Origin of the sequence: Nocardia brasiliensis (assembly GCF_011801125.1) — a bacterium.
Lineage (GTDB): Bacteria > Actinomycetota > Actinomycetes > Mycobacteriales > Mycobacteriaceae > Nocardia > Nocardia brasiliensis_C.
The window spans coordinates 1,876,994-1,896,828 of record NZ_CP046171.1 but is presented as its reverse complement, the minus strand read 5'-3'; the positions used below and the strand labels follow the sequence as shown (position 1 = coordinate 1,896,828).

At 66.7% G+C, this 19,835-nt stretch carries 21 protein-coding genes; all 21 read right to left on the bottom strand.

The annotated features are described in order from the left end of the window. Positions 1-205: 205 nt before the first annotated feature. Positions 206-1,177 carry a hypothetical protein gene (locus F5X71_RS08480; RefSeq protein ID WP_238815787.1) on the bottom strand — a complete coding sequence of 324 codons (972 nt, stop codon included), beginning with the start codon at positions 1,175-1,177 and terminating at the stop codon, positions 206-208. Positions 1,178-1,516: 339 nt separating this feature from the next. Continuing rightward, the gene (locus F5X71_RS08475; RefSeq protein WP_174817025.1) at positions 1,517-2,668 is read right to left on the bottom strand and encodes a DUF7221 family queuine tRNA-ribosyltransferase-like protein; all 1,152 of its coding nucleotides are present in this window, start codon (positions 2,666-2,668) and stop codon (positions 1,517-1,519) included. A gap of 140 nt (positions 2,669-2,808) precedes the next feature. Further along, a complete protein-coding gene (locus tag F5X71_RS08470) occupies positions 2,809-3,513 on the bottom strand; it encodes a hypothetical protein (RefSeq protein ID WP_167461446.1) in 705 nt (234 codons plus the stop codon). 690 nt (positions 3,514-4,203) lie between these two features. Next, the gene (locus F5X71_RS08465; protein ID WP_428981456.1) at positions 4,204-5,043 is read right to left on the bottom strand and encodes a DUF5131 family protein; all 840 of its coding nucleotides are present in this window, start codon (positions 5,041-5,043) and stop codon (positions 4,204-4,206) included. Further along, positions 5,040-6,206 carry a hypothetical protein gene (locus F5X71_RS36570; protein ID WP_238815786.1) on the bottom strand — a complete coding sequence of 389 codons (1,167 nt, stop codon included), beginning with the start codon at positions 6,204-6,206 and terminating at the stop codon, positions 5,040-5,042. The genes F5X71_RS08465 and F5X71_RS36570 overlap by 4 nt, the downstream gene beginning before the upstream one ends. A gap of 61 nt (positions 6,207-6,267) precedes the next feature. After that, positions 6,268-7,284, bottom strand: coding sequence for a toprim domain-containing protein (locus F5X71_RS08455; protein ID WP_167461444.1), 1,017 nt, complete (start codon positions 7,282-7,284; stop codon positions 6,268-6,270). A gap of 2 nt (positions 7,285-7,286) precedes the next feature. Further along, positions 7,287-7,685, bottom strand: coding sequence for an SLOG family protein (locus F5X71_RS08450; protein WP_167461443.1), 399 nt, complete (start codon positions 7,683-7,685; stop codon positions 7,287-7,289). Positions 7,686-7,691: 6 nt separating this feature from the next. Continuing rightward, complete coding sequence (locus tag F5X71_RS08445; RefSeq protein ID WP_167461442.1) at positions 7,692-8,057, bottom strand: hypothetical protein; 366 nt, start codon at positions 8,055-8,057, stop codon at positions 7,692-7,694. Positions 8,058-8,112: 55 nt separating this feature from the next. Further along, positions 8,113-8,937: a hypothetical protein gene (locus tag F5X71_RS08440; RefSeq protein ID WP_167461441.1), complete on the bottom strand. Its 825-nt coding sequence runs from the start codon at positions 8,935-8,937 to the stop codon at positions 8,113-8,115. A gap of 4 nt (positions 8,938-8,941) precedes the next feature. Then, positions 8,942-9,283, bottom strand: a complete 342-nt coding sequence (locus F5X71_RS08435) for a hypothetical protein (RefSeq protein ID WP_167461440.1) — start codon at positions 9,281-9,283, stop codon at positions 8,942-8,944. 1 nt (position 9,284) lies between these two features. Beyond that, a complete protein-coding gene (locus F5X71_RS08430; protein ID WP_167461439.1) occupies positions 9,285-9,917 on the bottom strand; it encodes a hypothetical protein in 633 nt (210 codons plus the stop codon). A 73-nt stretch (positions 9,918-9,990) separates the two neighbouring features. Then, positions 9,991-10,470 (bottom strand): hypothetical protein, encoded by a 480-nt coding sequence (locus F5X71_RS08425; RefSeq protein ID WP_167461438.1) that lies wholly within the window; start codon positions 10,468-10,470, stop codon positions 9,991-9,993. Between the two features lies 1 nt (position 10,471). After that, a complete protein-coding gene (locus F5X71_RS08420; protein WP_167461437.1) occupies positions 10,472-12,526 on the bottom strand; it encodes a hypothetical protein in 2,055 nt (684 codons plus the stop codon). Between the two features lie 30 nt (positions 12,527-12,556). Then, on the bottom strand, positions 12,557-12,931 hold the full coding sequence (locus F5X71_RS08415) for a hypothetical protein (protein WP_167461436.1): 375 nt from the start codon (positions 12,929-12,931) through the stop codon (positions 12,557-12,559). Between the two features lie 6 nt (positions 12,932-12,937). Beyond that, the gene (locus tag F5X71_RS08410) at positions 12,938-13,558 is read right to left on the bottom strand and encodes a hypothetical protein (protein WP_167461435.1); all 621 of its coding nucleotides are present in this window, start codon (positions 13,556-13,558) and stop codon (positions 12,938-12,940) included. 20 nt (positions 13,559-13,578) lie between these two features. Next, positions 13,579-14,217, bottom strand: coding sequence for a hypothetical protein (locus F5X71_RS08405; RefSeq protein ID WP_167461434.1), 639 nt, complete (start codon positions 14,215-14,217; stop codon positions 13,579-13,581). A 49-nt stretch (positions 14,218-14,266) separates the two neighbouring features. Continuing rightward, positions 14,267-16,285 carry a hypothetical protein gene (locus F5X71_RS08400; RefSeq protein WP_167461433.1) on the bottom strand — a complete coding sequence of 673 codons (2,019 nt, stop codon included), beginning with the start codon at positions 16,283-16,285 and terminating at the stop codon, positions 14,267-14,269. Then, positions 16,282-17,379 (bottom strand): hypothetical protein, encoded by a 1,098-nt coding sequence (locus F5X71_RS08395; protein WP_167461432.1) that lies wholly within the window; start codon positions 17,377-17,379, stop codon positions 16,282-16,284. Before F5X71_RS08395 ends, F5X71_RS08400 begins: the two co-directional genes overlap by 4 nt. Then, the gene (locus F5X71_RS08390) at positions 17,376-17,762 is read right to left on the bottom strand and encodes a hypothetical protein (RefSeq protein ID WP_167461431.1); all 387 of its coding nucleotides are present in this window, start codon (positions 17,760-17,762) and stop codon (positions 17,376-17,378) included. The genes F5X71_RS08395 and F5X71_RS08390 overlap by 4 nt, the downstream gene beginning before the upstream one ends. Further along, positions 17,759-18,073, bottom strand: coding sequence for a hypothetical protein (locus F5X71_RS08385; RefSeq protein ID WP_167461430.1), 315 nt, complete (start codon positions 18,071-18,073; stop codon positions 17,759-17,761). Before F5X71_RS08385 ends, F5X71_RS08390 begins: the two co-directional genes overlap by 4 nt. Before the next feature lie 1,045 nt (positions 18,074-19,118). Then, complete coding sequence (locus F5X71_RS08380; protein ID WP_167461429.1) at positions 19,119-19,343, bottom strand: helix-turn-helix domain-containing protein; 225 nt, start codon at positions 19,341-19,343, stop codon at positions 19,119-19,121. Positions 19,344-19,835 lie beyond the last annotated feature (492 nt).

Here is a 19,835-nt window from a genome sequence, read left to right as displayed (position 1 = left end):
TACCCTCCTTCGTGCGGTCCGCCGCGGCGGCCAACTGCGTGATCACAGTCGCGCGCCACGTCGAGCCTACAAACAGGCCCCGACACGCTCGGCTAACCGAGTGGCAAAGTGGGTCTGGTTGACTATCGAACGGGGCCGCCGATGGCTGCAGCGGCGAGGAGCGGGAGCCAACCGTTGGCTCGGAGCCAGTGCGCGATACCGCCGCCTAGAGCACGAGCAGCAGCACCAGCAGGATGAGCGCGACGATCCCGAGAACCCCAGCAAAGCCAGCCGCGGTGTGCGTTAGACCCGTTTCGTGGCGAAGTTCGGTGGCGAGTCGCCGGTTCTTGTCCTTGAGCTGATCGACGACGATCTCGGCTTTGATCAGATCCTCGGCAGCCTTCTCCGCGGACGTGGTTGCGGCGTCGAGTGCGGTCTCGAGTTCAGCGTTCTCGGTTACTCGGTTGTCGAGTTGACGTTTGAGGTCGGTGAGGGTGGCGGATTGCTGTCGGGTGCGTTGTTCCCAGTCGGTCACGATGGCCCATCCTCGGCGGCTGAGGTCGATGTGTGCCCAGCCGAGTTCGTCGTTGATCCATTGCCGCAGAAAAGTACTGACCGGGTGTCGTGTCTCGCGCATTCCTCGCGAGTGCCCGCGGTAGAAGCCGGTGAAGGCCTCGTATTCGTCCTCGGCGGGGTCGAAGTCGGCAATCCCGAGCGCCGGCAGCCGAGAGACCCAGTCGCAGTCTTGGGTCAGCCATACGAGGTGGTCGACGCCGGCCGCGCCGAGTGCAGCGGTTCGTTCGCGAGCCATGTTTTCCGTCAGCGGGGACCATTGGACTTCGACCGCGAACAGGTGCCCTTGGTAGTGACCGGACACGTCGGGTGTCCGGCTGGCGATGGCACGCTCGACCTCAGCATCGGTCACGCCGACCGACCGCAACTGGTTGCGCACCCAGTGCTTGGCACGGTTGTGCAGATAGGTTTCCTCACCGCTGTGGTGCTCCCCCACGCCGGTGCGCGCCTTCCTGCCAGCTTCGTGGCGCAGAAACCGCGTACCCGTCGGCAGAGCGACGACGGTGAGCCGATCCTTGCAGCCCAAACATGTCAATCCGGCACGACCATGCCATGCCTGGAAAACAACATCGTGGCTGATGTCGACATACTCCCGTCCGGGCGTCAGCGCCGCAGTCATCATCACAGCGCCGCTACGCGATCCTTGGCGCCGACTTCGATCAGCCATGGCCATCGCTCACCCCTGCACAACCACGCGGACTTCGGCCGTCTATCACGGTAGCGACCGGGTATGACAGAAACCGGGTTTCGATGCGCACGAACGGATTTGATCCCCAGACTGGGCGAGTGACCACCGGATGGTGGGCCGAATTGAGGCTTATGCGTCAAGCTGGCCCTGGATAGTGAAGGGCTGCGCAGATCCCGCAGACGATGGTATCGCGCGGTCGATCGTCGTCTGGCCGGATTTGATCTCCTTGCCGCGACCTCCCGGTCGATGGTGTGTGACTGCAGCGACCCCCTGGCCCTAGGTGGTGGCTAGTTCTGCGGCGGTGAGGGTGGCGATGATATGGTCGGCCGCCGCACGGGTTGCTGGTTCTGCGTCGACGTTCCATTTACGGCGCAAGTCCTGAAGTTGTGGCAGCAGCGCGCGTTGCTCGGGTTGGGCGAGGATCTGCCCCACCCGGGCGGGGCTCAGGTCCATGCGAGTTGCGATCTGTCGCACGGTCATACCGTCGCGGTGGGCCCAACGGATGGTGGTGTCGCGTTCGAGGCGGGCGGCTTCGTCGCGGAACCCAGACAGCGCCAACCGGTGTGAAGCACACAGGGTTCTGTCCAGTTTTCTGGACAGCGGACGGTCGGACGGGCTCGCGCACAGCGGGATTCGGGTGGCGTGTCCAGCCAATGATGCGAGGACCTTGTGGCGCCATTGGAAGGCCCACCGGATGCAGTTGGCGCAGTTCTTGTGTCCTGTGCATCCCGGTAGCAGGATCGCTTCGTGTCGTGCGGTGTCGGACCAGGCGGTGCTGTCGGAGGATGCCAGCAGTGAGCCGTAGGCGGCGAGTCCGGAGGTTTTGATCCCGAATCCGTGCAGGCGGATCCCGGGCACGGCTTCCGTGATGGCGGTGATGATGTCAGCGGCCTCGGTGGTGGCTTGTCGTCGGCAGACGCTGCCGACCGCGACGATCGGTTCGGCGGCTAGGTCGATGCCGGCCTTGGCGTAGAGGTCGATGCAGAGTTCGTAGTCTTCGCGGTTTTCACCTTGGATCGAAGGAATGATCCGCTGGCCTGAGTCCAGCGAGCGGAGATCGATGAGGTTGCCGACGGTGCGGTGGAGGTGTTCACGGGTGCTCAACCCGGTTCCGACGAAACGGATCCCTCGCGATCCCACCCCGCCGTGACGAATCAACGATTCACACATCCAGTCCTGCGGCGCCGCCCACGCCAGGCCGCCGATCTCTTCGTCGTAGCGCCGCACCCGATCCATGTATTGGCGCGGGCTGACCGAATCCCAACTCCCGTACTTCTGCAGCTGAGTGAAACCGCCGCTGTCGAGGGCCCATTCGCCTTGTGCTCGCGGGAAGGACTTGCGATCACGCAGACGAGCGTCACTGATGAACAGTGGCTCGGTGGTGCGGGCAAGCCAGTGGGGTTGGTGGGTGCCCAGGTAGAACTTCATCGTCTCGTTCCCGCGATCAGTCGGCTCGAATTGCTCACGGCAGAACCACGCCCGCCGACGGTGAGATTCGATATCCTGGGAGGTATCGGCGCGCGAGTCACGAATCCTCGACTTCTGTTGAGAAGCACCCGAATTGAGTCCTAGGAATCATCGTCTTCGGTGGTCACCGTGAACGGGTCCGCGCACACCCCACACACGATCGGACCGACGTCGAATGCCTTGCGGGAGGCCCTGATCCGACGCACCGGGTCACACGAACATCTCAGTGCGTAACCGTTGTGCGGACTCGGGTTGCTCGCCTCCGATTCGGTCTCACCTTCCCCGCTGTCGTCGTCAGTGGCAGATACGAGTTCGTCGAGGTAGTCATGTTCGGAGCGGCGGTGCGCGACCAGCAGGGAACCGAGCTTGTCGATCTGCGTCCGGTAACTGTCGACAGCCCGATCGGTGATGGCGGTATCCGACCATCCCGAACCCTTGCTGCGATCGACACTCAAACCGAGTTCCACAGCGATCTCGCGGTACTTGCCGTTGTGGTAAGCCCCGCCTCTGCTGGTGTCCTTGACACCGCGGGTGAGCGCGACACCATGGGCCGCTTCATGTAACAGCGTCGCCAGCACCTCGCGCGGCCCGTCGACGAATCCTTCACCGCCGACGAACAACTCCGGCAACCGGGCATCGCCGTGCACCCAGCGGTCGGGCCCGAACTGGCCCAAGCGCACACCGCGCCGGCCGACCGACCCGGCCGCGATCGTGATCATCACGTCGGGGACCTCTGGATGCCGGGAGCGTACACCGGCCCACGCTTCATCGATCGCGGCGACCATCGCAGCAGAAACGACACTCATTGCACCCTCCCCGGGTAGTTGATTTCTAGTTCCATTTTACCGAAATATGCGCTGCCACAGTGAAATTGATATCGATCAGCGACGTATTGATATCTACAATTCAACGCCCGCAGCTGCGCTGAGCCACCCCCTCCGCTTTGTGGTCCTTGCTCGCCCCTTCGGTTGCCGCCGCGCGCCCAGGAACCGGCGTGCCTGCGAATCCGCGTGCCCTACGCCGCCGCGTCCGCACCTGACCTAATCCCCGCACTGAGCGCGCCCCGGCGCGCGAACACGCCACCGTAGGTGGCGCAGCTCTAGACGTAACTTCCCCACCTGACGCAACCCCGCTCCCAACCCCTCCCTTGTGGTCTCTCTTTTGGTCTTCTCCTCTTCCCTGCCTTTGCTTTTGATCTTTGTTCTTTGTGTTTTGTGTTGTCCTCTGTCCCTGCCCGGCTGACACTCTCTATGAACAGCGAAGCCATAGAGAGTGTCAGCCGGGCAGGGACAGAGGACGGCGCAAAACACCCAGCTCAGAGGCACTCTGAGCGTTTACTTGACGGGACTTGGACGGGACTTGGTTTTCCCGTCAGTGTCCCGTCCAAGTCCCGTCATTTTCCCGTCCAGGTCCCGGCTGGGAACGCTGTCTGAACACACGAAAAGGCCCGCCTGGCGGGTGCCTGGCGGGCCTGGATTCGTGCTGCAGGGGTGGGGTCAGGTGGTGGGCATCTGGTTCCAGATCTGCCCGTCGAGGGTGCGGCCGTGCTGTTTGGGTGTGCGCCCACCCCACTGCTTGAAGAAGAACGGCACACCCGCCTCGACGCATTGATCACGCAGGTCGCGTACCCACTCCGGGCGCATCGCGCGGGCGCCGGGGCCGGACTCGCCGCCGGCGATCACCCAGTCCAGCGCCGGGTGCGGGTTCCCGCCCGAACATTCACCACCACAACCGCATTCATACCGGTCCGGGTCGTCGCGACGACGGCACCCGCAGACACCCGGGCATCGCTGCGGGAACAGGTGTGTGTCCAGATCGACCGGTCCGAGCAGCGGCTCACACGAGAGGAACCGCACCGCCGCCGGTGTCGCTTGCAAGTGGGTGATCCGGGTGGTGCTGTCCTGGTCCTCGACGGACACACCGACCCACAGATTCGGCGGAAACACCAAGCCCGCCTGCGCCATTCGCCGCATCCGCAACGGCCGCTTCGTCAACACCTGGTAGGTGTGCTGCGGTGTCGAAGCGATCACTTCGAACACCTGGTGCACGAACGACTCCGGGACACGGGCGTGGAACAGATCCGACATGGAGTTGACGAACACCAGCCGCGGGGTGCGCCAGCGCGCCGGAATCCCCAATGCCTCAGGGTGAATCGTCACCGCGAACCCCGGCCCGGAGGTGCGCGGGTCGCCGTCGGCTTGATATTTCGCGGCGCCCATGGCTTTGAGCCGTTTGGCCATCGTCAAGGCGTAGCAATTGAGGCAGCCGGGTGAAATCCGGTCGCACCCAGTCACGGGATTCCACGTGACCTCGGTCCACTCGATCCCACTCATCATGCCTGCCTCCGCGTGGCATCGCCGGTGGGTCCGGTGTCCTCGACTAGCTCGGCGTCGATCACATCGACCGGTCCGCCCGCACGGTTGTGCACGACTTGCAGCCCGGGATGCCGCGCCGAGGGTGTGGTGTGCACCGGCTCTGGTGTCGGTGGTGCGTTGACTGGTGTGCGCCGCGCCGGTGGTGCATCGGCCGGTGCAGCCTTGGTGCGTTCGAGCACACGCACGACGGTGGAGTGAGCCACCCCGACGAGCGGACCGATCTGGCGGGTCGACATACCTCGGGCCGTGAGCTCCTGGATCAGTGCGTCACGGTCGGCCGGAAGCCGTTGCTCGGTCGTCGGAGACGCCGCTTCGGCTGCTCGGGTTGATGCGGGTTGATCAGCCGCGATGCCTGCGGTGAGGCCTTCGGTGTGCGGGCGAATAGAGCGGCCGGGCCGACGGTGCCCCACGTGGGATCGAGCGCGCCGGTGCGTGCGCACCACTCCTGCCCGCCGCAGTGGTGCACCGGTTGGAGCGTGTGCACCACCTGATGCGACAGGGTCGAGCGCTGGTGCGTTCGCTGGTGCAGCGACGGTGGGGTGCGCACCGTCGGTCCGCACCGTTTCCGGAGCAGGATTCGATCGTTCTGCACCGCTGTGCACCACCGTTCGCATGGTCTCCTCGGCGGTGGCGGGGTGGTGCTCGCGCAGGATCATGTGTGCCAGCGCGGCTCCCATGCCGAGCACCGCGACGGGCAGGCAGGCCACGAGCACGGTCACCGCCCACGGCGCGGTCCGCACCCCTGCGGACTGCATGAGGTGGTAGGCGACCTGACCGACCGCGCCCAGCGCGAGGCTGCCGAACGCGGAGAACTTCGCGTAGCGGCGGGTGCCCGCGGATCGGATCCGGTTGCCCAGCCACACATACAGCGCGTAAGAGGCATAGGTTTCCATCCCGATCGGCAACGTGATCGCAGTGTTGATCGTGAAGGTGTCCGCGATACCCGGCAACGGCCGCACGGGCCCGAACCCGGTTAACTCACCCAGCCCGACCCACCCGGACCAGATCGCGACGAACGCCGGCAACGCCAGCAGCAACACCGGCCAAGCCCGCATCGGCCGCCGAGGCCAAGACGCGCTCTCGTCGGCGTGTACCGGCTGTGTGCCGGGATCGTCGGTTGTCATGTTTTCGGCTGCATTTGATTCGGTCATCGCGAGTAGTCCTTCCGTTGTGGTGGTTGGGGTTTCAGCGGCTGCGCGTGCGCGTCCGGTTCACGGCCCGGTCTTGAAATCGGGGCGGCTGCTGGCGAGGGCGGTCGAGATAGGGCACGGGGTCGAGTTCGGACAGGTCGTATCCGGCGTCGAGGTGGTCGGCGAGGTCTTTGCCGCCGCGGGCCTGCAGCACTCGCACCTCACCCACGCGGCCGGTGAGGGAGTCGGCGACTTTGGCGGCGTGGCGGTATCCGGGGCGGTCGCGGTCGGCGACCACGATCACCCGTCCCGCGCCGGCGAGCCAGCGCACGTGCTGCGGTGTCCAGGATCCGGCGCCGCCGACGTTGCAGGTCGCGATCAGCCCGGCCCGGTTGGCGCGCAGGACGTCCTTCTCCCCCTCGCACACGAAGATTTCGCGGCCGGTGTCGAGGGCTTCGCGGATGTCGGGCAGCTGGAACGGGATCGGCGCGAAACCGGCGTCCTCCCATTCGGTTCCGGTCCAATGGCGTTGGTAGAAGTCCTTGCGGTGTCCGTGTTCGTGCGGGGTGTGCACCCGGATCACGGCACCCTCGACGTGCCGGTCCGGCCACCGATACAGGTAGGCCTCGACCTTCTCCGGCGGCCCGATCCGCGCACCGAGATCCGGCTTGGACAGGATCGGAAACCGGGCAGCCAGGATCGCCTTCTCCACCGGCGAGACGACCTCAGCCCCTCCCCGTTGCCGCCCTTGCCCGGTGTCATATCGCCGTTCCGGAAGTCGGTCGAACATGTCACGTACCGCGAGCTGCCGGTTCTCGGTGGGGTGCGGAATCCGGGCTAGGACGGCTTCGTCGTCGCAGGTGGCCCAGCAGCGCACGATCGTGCGGGCTTGGGTCGGGTCGTAGCGAACCCCCAGGCTCGGGGTGTGCGGGCGGCCGTCGCCCTCGTGCACCGGGCACAGGTAGTTCGTCCACCGCGTCGGGTCTCCGCTGCCGTGACCGGGGCCCATCGCCTTCTCCAGTGCGGTGGTGATGACCTTCCACGAATTACCGGGTGGCTGTTGAGGTTTCATCGTCACCGCTCCCGCTGAATCGGCGCGCGAGTGATGGTGGTGCGGCGGTGGCGCATCGTCGGGATCCCGGCGGCCTGGGCGCGGTCGGCGGTGTGGCTGGCACCGCAAGAGTTGTCCTGGATGAACGCCAGGCACACATCCGCGCCCGCATCGACCATGCGCTGATTGCGCCGCAACCCAGCCGCGCGGCCTTCTCGTTCCCAGTCCGCGGGATGGGGTTCGTCGTGCTCGCCCCATGCGTGCCAGATCCCCGCGGCGATGCGATCGGCGCCGCGTGCGTTGCCGTGAACGAGGACAGCGTCACGGGACCTGAACGGCGCCAACGCGTACTGGATTGCGCTGTGGTCGGTCCAGGTCCGGGACCCGGTGACCAGTACACGAAATCTCTTCGGCTCGTCCATGACCGGTCACCGCTGCCGGGGCGGCCGGTCGCGCTTGCGGGCGCGTTCGGCGTCGGTGATGTCGCGGGCCTGGAGTTGGCTGCGGTGCTCGACCTCGGTCAGGAAGTCATGGCCTTGGGCGCGGTTGTGCTCGACGTTGTCGAGCATGCGGGCCATGGTGTCGGGCCGGGCATGCCAATCGGAGTAGGCGTCGTCGAGGTATTGCCAGTGCTCGCGGTGCGGGCCCTCGAGCCAGCGACGGTTGGTGGCACTCATCTGCGCGAACAGCTCGTTCATTTCGGTTTCGGGAGTGCTGGCACGCCATGCTCGAGCACGCAACTCGTTGTTGCGGGCGAAGTCGGCGCGCATGGCCTCTTCGTGTTCGGAGTCCATGTCGGGTGGTTCCTTTCTGTGTCGGTTGCCCAAACAGGTTGGGGTGCAGGGTTGTTCAGCGTCCGCGCTGGATCGGGCGGTGCCGCACGGGTACGGCGAGGTCGTGCACGCAGCAGTTGCCCCCGGACGCCGGAGTTGTCGGGCCGGGTGCGTGGACGCCCCACCCGAGTTCGGGACGCGGCTGACGGGTGCGTCGCCAATGGGCCGGGTCCGGTCGTGCTTTCGGGTCGTCGATGCTGTCTTCGTCCCATTGCCACGACCGCGCCCAGCCGCGGGCCCGCGCGTACTCCCGGGCCCGCTGCGACGGGCCCGGGGTGAGCTGCTTGCGAGCGAACAACTCGACAACGGCGCGGTGCCGGCGCGCGGTGATCGGCCGGTCCCCATGCATGAGCGGGCCCATGTTGGTGGCGGTCATGCCCAGATCAGTGGCCAGTGTGGCTTGCGGCCAGCCGTCGGCCACCAACGCCCGCAGGCGACGTTGCGCCCCGATCGAGGGCACCGACGCGTTGGGCGCGGCGACCGCGGTCACCGATTCGGGCACCGGCACCGCCAAGATCCGCTGCGCGATGGCGTGGGAAATCCATTGCGGCGGTTCCAGTCCCGGTCGCCCGTGTAGGAGGGCGCCCAGCGTCGAGCGGTGCAGCTCGGCCAGCTCTGCCAGGCGCCGGTGACTGAGACCGGCCTTTTCCAGGCGGGTGATGTGTTTGCGCACCGGGTCCGCGGCCGTGCGGTCGGGATCCCATCGGCCGTAGGCTTTTCCGCGTTGGCGGGTGCGTTCGTAGCAGGCACCGCACAACCCGCGACGCAGCGGCGGTTTGACCCGCTCACACCGGCCACAAGCCGTGGCGGTCGAGTTCTCTTCCCCGGATGCGGTGCCCACTTCCTCACCTCCCCCGCTCGATATCCGGGCGCGGAGCGGCGGCGGACAGGATGCGGGCTTGTTCGATGCTTCGGCGCTGCACTGGATCGAACCCGCCGTTGCCGCCGCAGTAGCGCAGCGCCTGGCGCACGGCCTCGGGTTCGCATTCCCATTGACTGCGAACAGCTTTCAAGAATTCCCACTGCCGCTGATGCGGGCCGTAGTGCCAGCCCTGATCGATCGCGGCGCCCTCGGTGTAGAGGCGCTGGATATCGGCCTCGCTGGCTTGCGGCCGGTAGGCCAGGCGGGTGAGGCGATCGAGTTCGGTGAACGCCTCCCGCATCGCTTCCTCGTGCTCGCCGTGCATCTCAGCGCCCCCTGCGGATTCGAGTGCCGCTCAGCGGCGCCAGGGGTGAGGGACGCCCTGCCGGGGTGGCGCGCACGGCGTCCCAGTCGATCGCGGGATCGACGGCCAGGGCGTCGAGGTCCGCCGCCCGAAACAGCGCGACCTTCGGGGCCTCGCGGCGGCGCTGCCACCGTGAATGCACATGCTTGACCGGTACGAGCCAGCGCCCGTCAACCACGTGACGCAAATCCGCGACACGTACTCGCAGGTGGGCTGCGGCCTGTTCGAGGCTGAACAACCGGCCACGCTGTTCGGCCTGCTCCAGCACGATCGAGTCGTCGAAACGTTCCAGCGCCGACCCGGAATACAGCACATGCCCCTTGAACTGCCCCACCACCGGGATCACACCGGATCGGCCGAGTTCCTCGACGGTGGCTGGGTCGATATCGCGGCCGAAGGTCGCCGACAATGCTTCCGCAGCGCGCACCGCGCCCACATCATCGAGGCGGCCGACCTGGGCACAAATCTCCTCGACCCGGCCGACCGTTTCGGCGACGGTCTCAGCCGTCCAGCGCGCCGGCCGCGACGGTATCCCGGCATCGGCGGCCGGGATTACCCCGGAACGCAGGGCACGGTCGAAGACACCAGTGGGCATACCCAGGGCGGTAGCGAACTGGGCCGGACCCCAATACCGGCGTGAAGGCTGCTGATCTTGTGTGTGTTCCATGTCAGCGGCTCCGTTCGATCCCGATATTCGGACGTTCCTTGCCCGGCTCAACTTGCGTTGGCGTGGGCGGGGTTTCGCACTCCGGGAGCAGGGCGGTGCCGCGATAGCGTTCGATGAAGTCGGTCGCCGCGCGTTCCCAGCGCTCGGCCGCGCCCTCGGCGCTGATTCCGTAGGCATCACCGATCTCGGCCCAGCTGGCACCGAAGCCGCGGGCGTTGACCGCGTTGCCGTGCGGGTCCAGGCCAGCCGCGGCATCGATGCGGATCTTGACCAGATACCAGTCGACTTGTCGGCGCCGGCCTTCCGGCGTGCCACGCTGGTCCCACTCGAGCTGCCACTGCGCGCTACCGAACTCCGGGCGACCGAGCAGCCGGTCGGCCAGACGCCCTGTCTCGAGCGCGATAGTCTCACGCAATTCCCTTGCCGCAGTTTCGATCTCGGCGTAACGAGGCCCGGGCTGCGGATTATCGTCGCGGTTCATGTCAATGGCTCCGTTCGATCCCGTTGCGGGACTGCCCGTTACGCTCGCTACCGCCGTCGTTGCCGCTGCGCTGTTGATGCTCCTTGGCGGCGTTGGTCAGCCATTCGCGGGCGAACTCACGCAGCTTGGGCTCGTCGTAGATATCGCCGTGGACCTTGGCGAAGTCGGCCGACATCTGCTCGGCGATCGCCCAGCCATAGGCCTCACGCGCCGCCGCATCCGCGGCAGTATCGGCATCGCCGGTGACGGCGTCGCGGGGCTGACGCTGGGTGTCACCAAGCCTGTCGAACTCGACGCGTTCCTTGCTGCCGTAGCGCTGCTGCTGAGGGGTGCGCTGGGCGAGTTTCGTGACGGCTTCGTCGCGTTCACGCTTGTAGCGATCCCGTTCCGCCGCAACCTGTTCCACGGCGGGCCGATCACGCAGTTCGCCGATCTCGGCGGCCAAACGTTGGTTGCGGTTCTTCAACGACTCGATCTGGGACTCGGCGTTGCCGAGCTTGCGGCGGATCTCGTCGCGGTCGGCGGTCACCGCGTCCAGGCCTCGTTGCAGGATCTCGACCCGGGAACCGAGCCGGTCCCGGTCGGCGGCCATGTCGGTGAGCTGCCGCTCGACCTCGGCGATCCGGGAATCGTCGACACCGACATCGGGAGGCTCGGTGGAGCGCGCCCGCTGCGGGTCGTTGCGGTGTTGGTGCTGGGCGCGCAGCATGTCGATCTCGTCGGCCACCATGCCGATCGGGCCCTCAGCGCGGAACACCGGCTCGTAGTCGCTGCGGTCACCGTCGTAGACGCTGGCCTCAACTCGCGAGCCTGGCTCGACACCGACCGCGTCGAGCTCACGGCGGACCCAGTCGGCGCTTTCAGCTTCGCTGTTATGGCCGCGGGTTTCGTGCACCGCCCGGTCCGCGCCCTCGGGCACGTAGCTCAACTGGGCGGTGTAGCGGTGCCAGCGTTGACGAACCTCCTCGATGACGTCGCTGGGCCGGCCTGCAGCGATATGCGCGGGCTGGACCGCGTCCTTGTCCCATAGCGTCGCCGACACCCTTGTGCGCGGCTCGATCTCGAGTGATTGCACGGTGTCGTGCACCCACCGCGCCGCGGCGTCGCGCTCGTCGTGGAACCCGCGCGCCACCCGGCTCTGTTCGGCGGCGAGATCACCGGGCGCGTGATAGCGCACAACGCTGGTCCACCGCCGCCCCTGCGCGGCCTGTGCTGCCGCGTCACGGCGGGCCGCCCGATCCCGGGCGCCGGTGTAGTCGAGCAGGTTTTCGGCGACCTCGCGGGGCTCACCACCATCGCGATAACGCGGCGCCGACTCGTCCGTGGTGTCGGTGATGTTCAGCTCGACGGTGGTGTCTGACATCCAGTCCGAGCGTGCGACGTTGTCATTGACCCATGCCGCGGCCCCGTCGACGGTTCTTGCCGAGCCGAACTCGCTCCACACCCAGCCTCGTGGATCGGTCCACGTCATCTGCACCGCGTACCGCTCCGGCCGCTTCACGCTCACCTGGTCGCGGTCGCGGCCGGCCTCCCAGTCGACGGTGTTGAGGCTGGCCTTCGCCCGATGGACTTGTGCCCGGTAACGCAGGGCCTCAATGCCTTTCACCTTGTGGGCGCGGTCGAACAGCCTTCCCGTCGTCCACTGCGGGTAGGTCGTAGCCGCGTCGAGCCCGTCGAGGGCGATCCCCTGCTCGGTCGGGGTCAGGCGCGGATTGGCGATGATCTTCGAGCGCAGGAAATCGCCGTGCTCGGCCAAGATCCGCGAATCGTGGTAGCGGCGTTGGTGATCGATAGTCGGATCATCGGCGCGTTCGGCGACGGTCTCCGCGTGCACCCGGTAGCGGTCGACCATCTGCTGGGTCCAATCCAGCTGATGGGCACGCAAGGTCTGCTCCTCGCGGCGTTGCTCGCGCAACGCCAAACTGATCTGCTTGCGGATGCGCCGCTTGTCCAGCCAGGCCCCTGCCTGGGCATACAAGCGCAGCATCTGCTGAAACGAACGACCGAACTTGATCGCCTCGGCGAACAGTTCATCTTCAGGGCTACGGTCAGTCATTGTTGGTGTTCCTTTCGGGGATAAGGGGTTTCAGAACTGCCGGAAGCGGGGACTGCGCCGCGCCTGGGTGAGGCGGCGTTCGCGTTCGGCGTCGGCGGCGTCGGTGAGTTTCAACCGGCTCGCATACCGGGTGCGGGTGGTGTCGAGCCATTCGGCGGCGGCCTGCAACTCGCTGTCGGTCAACTTGAGGCCGCCCAGGATCCGCTCGTTCGCCTCGCTCGGCTCGATCGGTTCGCCGAGTGCGTCTACTGCCAGCGACTCCGGGCAGGCGCCGAGCTCGCGGTAGCGGGCCCGCATGGATGCCAGCTCGTCGCGCAGGGCCTCGATGTGGTCACCGAGCTCCCTCATGTCCCGATACAGCTCGGACGGAACCGGCAGGATGGGAGCGTTCTGGTTCTCAGGCATCACCGGTCACCACCCGTTCTCAGGGTCGAGGTCGGCAAGGTCGGGGCCGGTGAAGTCCGAGTATCCGTCGCACACCATCGGTGGGGGTGGGCAGTAGTCCAGCGGCTGCGAGCGGGCGGCCTGGACGCGGTTGGCTGCCAGGTCCAGGCGCAGCTGGTCCGCGCGCGAAACGCTCATGCGGGCTTGCCAGTCGTTGCGGCGGGTGAATTCGAGGTGCAGGGCTTCTCGATGCGGGTACAGCAATCCGCGGTCGCGGTGGCGGTAGGCCTGTTCGGCGTGCTCGATTTCGGCTACCAGGTCCGCGAGAGTCAACTCGTGCGGATCGCCCACCGGCACAGTCGCAGTCGAGAGCAGATCCGGGTTGAAACCGGCCGCGACCGCCGCGTCCCGCTCGGCCCGGCGTTGCTGCTCGGTCTCGATGTAGGCGCGGTTGCGCCTGTCTCGGTCCTGCTGCTCGATACGGAGGCGTTCGAGCTCGTCGCGCTCTGCCGGGCTGAGCTGTCGCCGCGCGATCTGCTCGGCGACCACGTGCCACGGGTCGTACTCGACCAACGCCAACAGGGCGGCGAACACGCCTGCTCCGGCGGTGACACCGATGGCGATGGCACGAATAGTGGTGTGATTCATGATGGTTGGGTCCTTTCAGGTCATGCCGATGGCGAGGCTGGTGAGGTGCGGGTGGTTTCGTGGCGTGCCCGTGCGGTATCGACCCGCTCGAGCAGCCCGCGTGCGATCCCGGCGAGGGTGGTGAGCACGACCGCAACCGCGGTCCGGAGAGCGCCGAAAACCGTGGTGAGGACCTGACCAAGGGAGGGGCGCAGGGCGGCGTTCCACCACAGGTAGGCCAACCAGCCCGCGCCGTAGACGGCCAGCGGACCGGCCACGATCAGCGGCTCGCCCCAGCCCGCGAACACACCAGCGGCGACCACAAATGTGGAGCCGCTGGCCGCGCCGCGCACCACCTTCCGCCGCGCGGTGCGCGCGGCGTTCACGGCGGCCTCCACGGTGAACGGTTCGTCCCCGTCCGCGGGCGCGGTGTGGTCGGGTTGGGTGGTCACCAGACGCAGGTTCGGGCGGGGCGGTGTCGCCGGGGTGGTGTCGTCGGGGTCCGGTTCTGGCGGTGGGACTTTGGCGACAGCGTCGGCGAGGAAGCTGGCGAACTGTGCGGCGAGGATGTCACCGATCGCCTTCGGTTCACGCGACTCGTCCGCGGGCTGCGCGGGCCCACCCGGCTGGTAGTCCTCGGGGTCGTCGTCGTTGTGGTCGTTTTCGCGGCTGTAGCGCATTGGGTTGCCTTTCAACAGGTTCGAATGGGGATAGAGCGGACAGGGTGGATCAGGCGACGGCGGTGTCACCGGAGATCAGCGGTTTGCGGCCCCGGCTGGCGGCGGCGTGTGCGGCGGGGGTGCCGCGCATCGGAGTCAGCGGGTGATCGGCGACGCGCACGACATGGACCCAGTCGGCGCGCCGGCCGCGGGCGTAGACGAATTCGCCGGTGTCGAGCTGGCGCAGCACATCCGGGTCGACCAGCCATTTCTCCCCGACCGAGACCTGGCCTTCGTCGCCGTGACGCTGGCCCTTGATCAGGTGCCGCGAGGGCAGCATCGACCGCAACGATCCGAGGTGTTTGCACAGGTCGCCGGCGTTCTCGTTGTAACCGAGGATCAACCCGCCCGCGCACGCCTTGAGCAGCCGGTTCAGCCCCCACGCATCAGGAGCGAGGCCTTCCTGGGATTGCGCGGCGAACAACAACGCCACCCCTTGGGAGCGGCCCCGCTCGCACACATCAGCGAGCCCGATCGACCCTTTCGCTGTTGTCAGAGCGGAGAGTTCGTCGATGATCAGGGTCACCGAACGCCGCTGATCTTTCGAGGTGCGTCCGGCGCGTTGCATCACCATCCGCAAGATGGCGGCGACCTGGGCGCGGGCGGCATCCTTGTCCAGTCCGGGGACGGTCACATACAGCACGTCGAGCTCGTCGAGATCGCGGCCGCCGTCGAACACGGTCTGCCCGTCCTGGTCGCACAACAGCTCGAACAGGTTGCTGGCCTTGATGAGTGCGTCGTCGAGCTGGGGGACTTTCTCCTCCTGCAGCGCGTCGAGCATCCGTTTCACGTTCGGGTCCCCGCCCCATGCGTCGAGCAGCACCGCCTTGTCCAACCGCCGAACGAATTCGGCGAACGATCCCGGTGCCCCGATCGGGGCCATGCACGCCAAAGACACGATGCGGCGGCGCATTTCGTCGAAATGCTGACCCTCACTCGTGGTGGCCTCACCGGCGTTGAGCAGATCCCCCACCGCGGCACGCAGGTCACGCGCCGGGGTGTTGGCCCACATTTCGAGCCGGTCCCCGCCGGGCACCACGATCGCGATGCGGTGGGGTTCGATTCCCTTGGCCAGGGCCATGTCCCGGATCTCACGACCCAGTTCGACATCGTCCTGGCCGCCCTTGCACGAGATGATCACCTGCAACGGGCGCCGGTACCGGTTGCGCATGCCGGGCACGTCTTTCCAGGCCTGCCAGGCGGTCCATTCGTAGTCGAGCATCCCGACGAAGTAGCGTTTGATCACCTCGGTCTTGCCGCTGCCGGTCGTGCCGACCAACCCGATATTTCGGCGAGCTTGCTTGTGCGGGATCACCATCCACTGCTCGTGACGTGCGATCAGCTCCCGCCACAACCCTGGCGTGTCGGCGGTGCCACGTTTCACCAACGGACCCAGCACCACCCCTTCTGCGGTGGTGTACGGGGCGCCGAGTTGCGCGGCCTTGGCGGCGCGGGCGAACTCGCGGGCCAGCATCGCCTCGCTGACGCGTTCGGTGCGGCCGAGGTTCTTGAGACCGACCGTGCGCACCTTGTGCACGAACCGGGCCCGCACATAGGTGGCGGTGATCGCGGCGAACGGCGCGCCGAGGGCGAGCATCATCCGCAACCCGGACCAGTCACCGTCGCCGACGCGTTCGGCGCCGGACCACAACAGCGATGCCGGGGTCGTCCACGAACCACCCGCCACCATCGAGGCCACCGGCAACAGCAACGCGGCGATGGCGAAGTTACGCAGCCGGTGCGCGGTCAACGGCCAATACGTCGCCACCGCCACGATCAGCACCAGCATGGCCATCAGCACCAGCCCGGCGACCACCGCCGTCCCCGCATGATGACCGACCACGGACAGGTCGGGCAGGTCGATGCGGTCGAGTTGTTTGATAGGTGGCTTGACCGGGTGTACCTCGATAGGGGGTGCCTGATCGGCAGGCGCCGGTGCCGGGGTGGGTGTCGGCGGTGCCGCGGTGGCGGTACCGAGGGGGTCGCAGTCGAAGGGGGTGAGGATGGGTTGGCAGTTCTGGTGGGTCATGACGCTTCCTGGGAGAGGTGAATGATGGTGCGGCGGCGACGATTCGAGCTCTCGGCTTTGGCGGCCTCGCGCATCGCGGCATAGTGGGTGAGGAACTTGCGCCACTTCTTGTCGAAGTCACGGACCTTCAGATCCATCGCCAGCACCTCACCGAATTCGTTGTCGGGCAGGCGTTCATAGGCGGCGTTGACGTTGTCGATCACCGTCGAGGTGCGGCACAGATACAGCACCCCGACCATCGACTCCTCGGTGGCGTCACGCGCGGCGCGGATCGCGCCCCTCAGGGCGATATCCATGTGCTCGGGGTCCTTCTTCGACAACTCGACCTCGAGGGCCCACCAGCCGTAGGTGCCTTCCACCACCCCCAGGAACCGGCCGTCGTGCACATGCGGGTAACCCAGGACCGGAGTGCGCCCCGAAGACGCCAGCACCTCACCGGACTTCGACTTTCCGCCGGCGGTTTTGCCGATACGGTGCCGCAACACACGCTCGGGCACCCACAGGGCACGGTCGGCGCCGACCAACATCACCCGCGCCTGCGCGACCGCCCGGTAGTGCTCAGCCAACCCCAACGGCGGATGCCAATCGGTGGGCCGCCAACCCAAATAGCGGGCCGCGGTGACCCGCGTCGGCACCACCCACGGTGCCCCAGCCTGGACCTGCTCGAGTTCGTGGATCGCCCCCTCGTCGAACAACTGTTTGGCCAGGCTGTGGACGTGGTTGCGTTCCATGCCCAAAAACCAGCCCAACACGTCGAGCTGCATGCCATGCATGTCCGAGATCGCGGCCTTCACCGCGGTCTTGCGTGGCGTCGAACGACCGGATTTCTTGTCCCGCAACAGATCCTGCACCGTGGTGCGCGGCAGACCGACCCGGCGGGCGATCTCGTGCTGACTGCAGCCCTGCCCCGCCAACACGCGGATCTCACCCAAGGTCGCCTCCACCCGGCGAGTGCGAATGTTCAAGGTGCGGGCGATCTCCTGATAGGAGACCCCCACCCCGCGCAGCCCGGTGATGATTTGGTTGCGGTACTCGACCTCGAGCACCGAATACCGATCAGGGCGCCCGGTGGTCCTACCCGTGTTGTGGTTCATCGGTTTCGCTCCCTTCCACCGCGCGGGACTTGGCGAGCAGCGCGCTGAGCGGCGATATCGGCGCGCGCTTGCTCGATCACCTCGCGCATGTCCGTCGCGTCGATCCCGCGCCGCTCACACGCATCCACCGACCGCGTCCAGCGCGCGATCTGCAACGACTCCAGTTGCGCCGCAGAGGGTTCGCGCTTGGGCCGTACCTCACGCGAGTCGTACAGGTATGCCTGCCGCCAACCCGCGCCGCGAACCTGCGCCTCGTACTCACCGACTGGCCGCTTGTTCTCCGCGTCCAGCTGCCGCCACGTCCTCAAATGCTGCGGCGCCATCCCCCACGGCCACGTCGGCAACCCATGCCGGGCACCGTCCGGATCGAGAAACCCGCTCATCGCGACCTCTCGATCCCCCGTCGACGTCGCCGGGACAAGTCCTCGACCGCCGCGGTGATCTCATCGACCGGTGCCGTGCGTGCCGACGCCTCGAGGTAGCGGTCGAAGACCTCCTTCACCTCGCCGCCGACCGCAGCCCGGGCACCCTTGATCTGGGCGAGCTTGGCGATCTCCGCCGTCGAGTCGGCGAAGTTCTTGCGTTCCATCGACGCCCACGCCGCCGCGTCGATGTCATCGAAGAGGTCGCGGACCTCGGCGATCTGCTGGTAGTCCGACCACAACCGGTCCGCGTCATCGGCCGGCGCGCTCATCGGGTCACCCCCGGCAGCTGCGAGGCCCGAACACACGAACCTGGCTTCTCCGCCGGCACACCCGCATTCGCCGATCGGCAGACATTCGGGGAAGGCGTGTACTGCTTGTAATCCACCCACGCCGCGGTGCAGCCACCAATCGCGACCAACAACAGGACCGCGATCGCGGCCAACCGCAGCGCCGGCGGCAGCAAACCCAGCGGCGCGTACACCGCACCCACACCGGTGAACTCCGGGCCCGCCATCGAATGCAACGGCGTATGCGCCCTGCTTCGATCGACATAGACCGTGTGCACCTGCTGTGGCGGGGCGTTCCGCCAATCCGCGCTCACCGCGACCGCCCCCGATCAACCTGAGGCGCTTCGACAAGTCGACGGTTGGGCTGCAGATCCTGGCCAGGCACAGCCGGATTCCGGGGTGAAGCGACCTGCGACTCGATTCGTACAAGCTCCTGATCGATCCGCGAGATCTCCACAGCCCTTTTCGACGCACTCAAGACCACATCGGGCGCCCAAGCGCAAACGAAACCCATTGCATAATCACGTTGTTCGGCTGTCAGCGACCGCCACGCAGACATCGCATCGCGCACGTACGGGTCAATACCGTCGAAAGGATCAGAAGGCAGCGGCGTGTTCATCGCCGAACCCCCCACCGACGACTCGACCGCCACAACGCCAGCGCACCGAGTACCAGCAAAGTAAACCCGACCACCGCCGGATTCGTCAGGATCAGGTAGCCGACCGCCACCGCAGCCACAGCCAGACCAAACGTCCTGGGGCGCATCACAACTCACCGCCCTCGTGTCGGCGGTTTCGGCGTGCCCGCGCCGACTTCAATGCGAGACGTGTGTAGTGCGCCTTCCGCGCCTGTCCCGCCCGATACGCTCTTTCCTCAGGAGTAAGCAATCCGTCGGGGTCGACGACGCGGTCGAATTTTGTGAGTAGCGCATCGCGGGCCTTCGCGGTTCGTGCCGCACGATCGTCAGTCCTCGACCAAGATTCGTGCGCGGCTATTCGGGCTTGTAGCGTGCGGTCGTTTGGCGTGGTCATTTCGAGTCACCACCGACACCGGACACGCTGGCCAACTGCACCAGCGCCAGCACCGCAGCACGGCGGACCCGCCACCGACTCCCGTTGACCAACCAGCCTTCAAGGTCGCCGGCCTTGATCCAGTTCTTGATCGTCTTGGCGTCGACATCAACCAGAGATGCCGCTGTTCGAACAGTGATGAGGTCCTCGGGGACCGGGCTAGCAGGGAGATTCAGTGTCATGGAGGCCTCCTGGGAGATACGGAAAGTTCTTCCAAGACAGGCTCTCTCGGCGATAAGTCCTAAAAAAGGCCAAAATATAGGACATCTATGGGCCATATCACGGCCACTTTCTCTGTAAACGGCCACATGCAGCACTAGACTGGCCTTATGCCCACCACAGGTAACGCAGCACTTCGCGCCGCCAGGCAGGCCCTCGGCATCCGGTCTCAGTCCGCTCTGGCTACGGCGCTGACGAATACGGCCCGCGAGATCGGCCTGCGCGCAGAGGTGGCTCCCCGGACCGTTCGCAGATGGGAGTCAGCAGAACCTCCGTGGCCACACTCTGACCACGTCACAGTGCTTGAGGCGCTATTTCGGCGCCCGATCACCGACCTGGGGTTCACTCCACCGTGGGCCGAAGACAGGTCATCGCCCGAACGCGTCAGCTCCGCGTCCGAGGCACGATCCGGACAGCGCCTTCACACTGCTGCACATCAGCTTCCCCCCTCGGTC

What these genes read in the sequence shown, in the direction of transcription:
- F5X71_RS08475 (WP_174817025.1), bottom strand. Translation starts at nt 2,668, where the DNA reads ATGAAGTTCTACCTGGGCACCCACCAACCCCACTGGCTTGCCCGCACC.
- F5X71_RS08470 (WP_167461446.1), bottom strand. Translation starts at nt 3,513, where the DNA reads ATGAGTGTCGTTTCTGCTGCGATGGTCGCCGCGATCGATGAAGCGTGG.
- F5X71_RS08465 (WP_428981456.1), bottom strand. Translation starts at nt 5,043, where the DNA reads ATGATGAGTGGGATCGAGTGGACCGAGGTCACGTGGAATCCCGTGACT.
- F5X71_RS36570 (WP_238815786.1), bottom strand. Translation starts at nt 6,206, where the DNA reads ATGACAACCGACGATCCCGGCACACAGCCGGTACACGCCGACGAGAGC.
- F5X71_RS08455 (WP_167461444.1), bottom strand. Translation starts at nt 7,284, where the DNA reads ATGAAACCTCAACAGCCACCCGGTAATTCGTGGAAGGTCATCACCACC.
- F5X71_RS08450 (WP_167461443.1), bottom strand. Translation starts at nt 7,685, where the DNA reads ATGGACGAGCCGAAGAGATTTCGTGTACTGGTCACCGGGTCCCGGACC.
- F5X71_RS08445 (WP_167461442.1), bottom strand. Translation starts at nt 8,057, where the DNA reads ATGGACTCCGAACACGAAGAGGCCATGCGCGCCGACTTCGCCCGCAAC.
- F5X71_RS08435 (WP_167461440.1), bottom strand. Translation starts at nt 9,283, where the DNA reads ATGCACGGCGAGCACGAGGAAGCGATGCGGGAGGCGTTCACCGAACTC.
- F5X71_RS08430 (WP_167461439.1), bottom strand. Translation starts at nt 9,917, where the DNA reads ATGCCCACTGGTGTCTTCGACCGTGCCCTGCGTTCCGGGGTAATCCCG.
- F5X71_RS08425 (WP_167461438.1), bottom strand. Translation starts at nt 10,470, where the DNA reads ATGAACCGCGACGATAATCCGCAGCCCGGGCCTCGTTACGCCGAGATC.
- F5X71_RS08420 (WP_167461437.1), bottom strand. Translation starts at nt 12,526, where the DNA reads ATGACTGACCGTAGCCCTGAAGATGAACTGTTCGCCGAGGCGATCAAG.
- F5X71_RS08415 (WP_167461436.1), bottom strand. Translation starts at nt 12,931, where the DNA reads ATGCCTGAGAACCAGAACGCTCCCATCCTGCCGGTTCCGTCCGAGCTG.
- F5X71_RS08410 (WP_167461435.1), bottom strand. Translation starts at nt 13,558, where the DNA reads ATGAATCACACCACTATTCGTGCCATCGCCATCGGTGTCACCGCCGGA.
- F5X71_RS08405 (WP_167461434.1), bottom strand. Translation starts at nt 14,217, where the DNA reads ATGCGCTACAGCCGCGAAAACGACCACAACGACGACGACCCCGAGGAC.
- F5X71_RS08400 (WP_167461433.1), bottom strand. Translation starts at nt 16,285, where the DNA reads ATGACCCACCAGAACTGCCAACCCATCCTCACCCCCTTCGACTGCGAC.
- F5X71_RS08395 (WP_167461432.1), bottom strand. Translation starts at nt 17,379, where the DNA reads ATGAACCACAACACGGGTAGGACCACCGGGCGCCCTGATCGGTATTCG.
- F5X71_RS08390 (WP_167461431.1), bottom strand. Translation starts at nt 17,762, where the DNA reads ATGAGCGGGTTTCTCGATCCGGACGGTGCCCGGCATGGGTTGCCGACG.
- F5X71_RS08385 (WP_167461430.1), bottom strand. Translation starts at nt 18,073, where the DNA reads ATGAGCGCGCCGGCCGATGACGCGGACCGGTTGTGGTCGGACTACCAG.
- F5X71_RS08380 (WP_167461429.1), bottom strand. Translation starts at nt 19,343, where the DNA reads ATGACACTGAATCTCCCTGCTAGCCCGGTCCCCGAGGACCTCATCACT.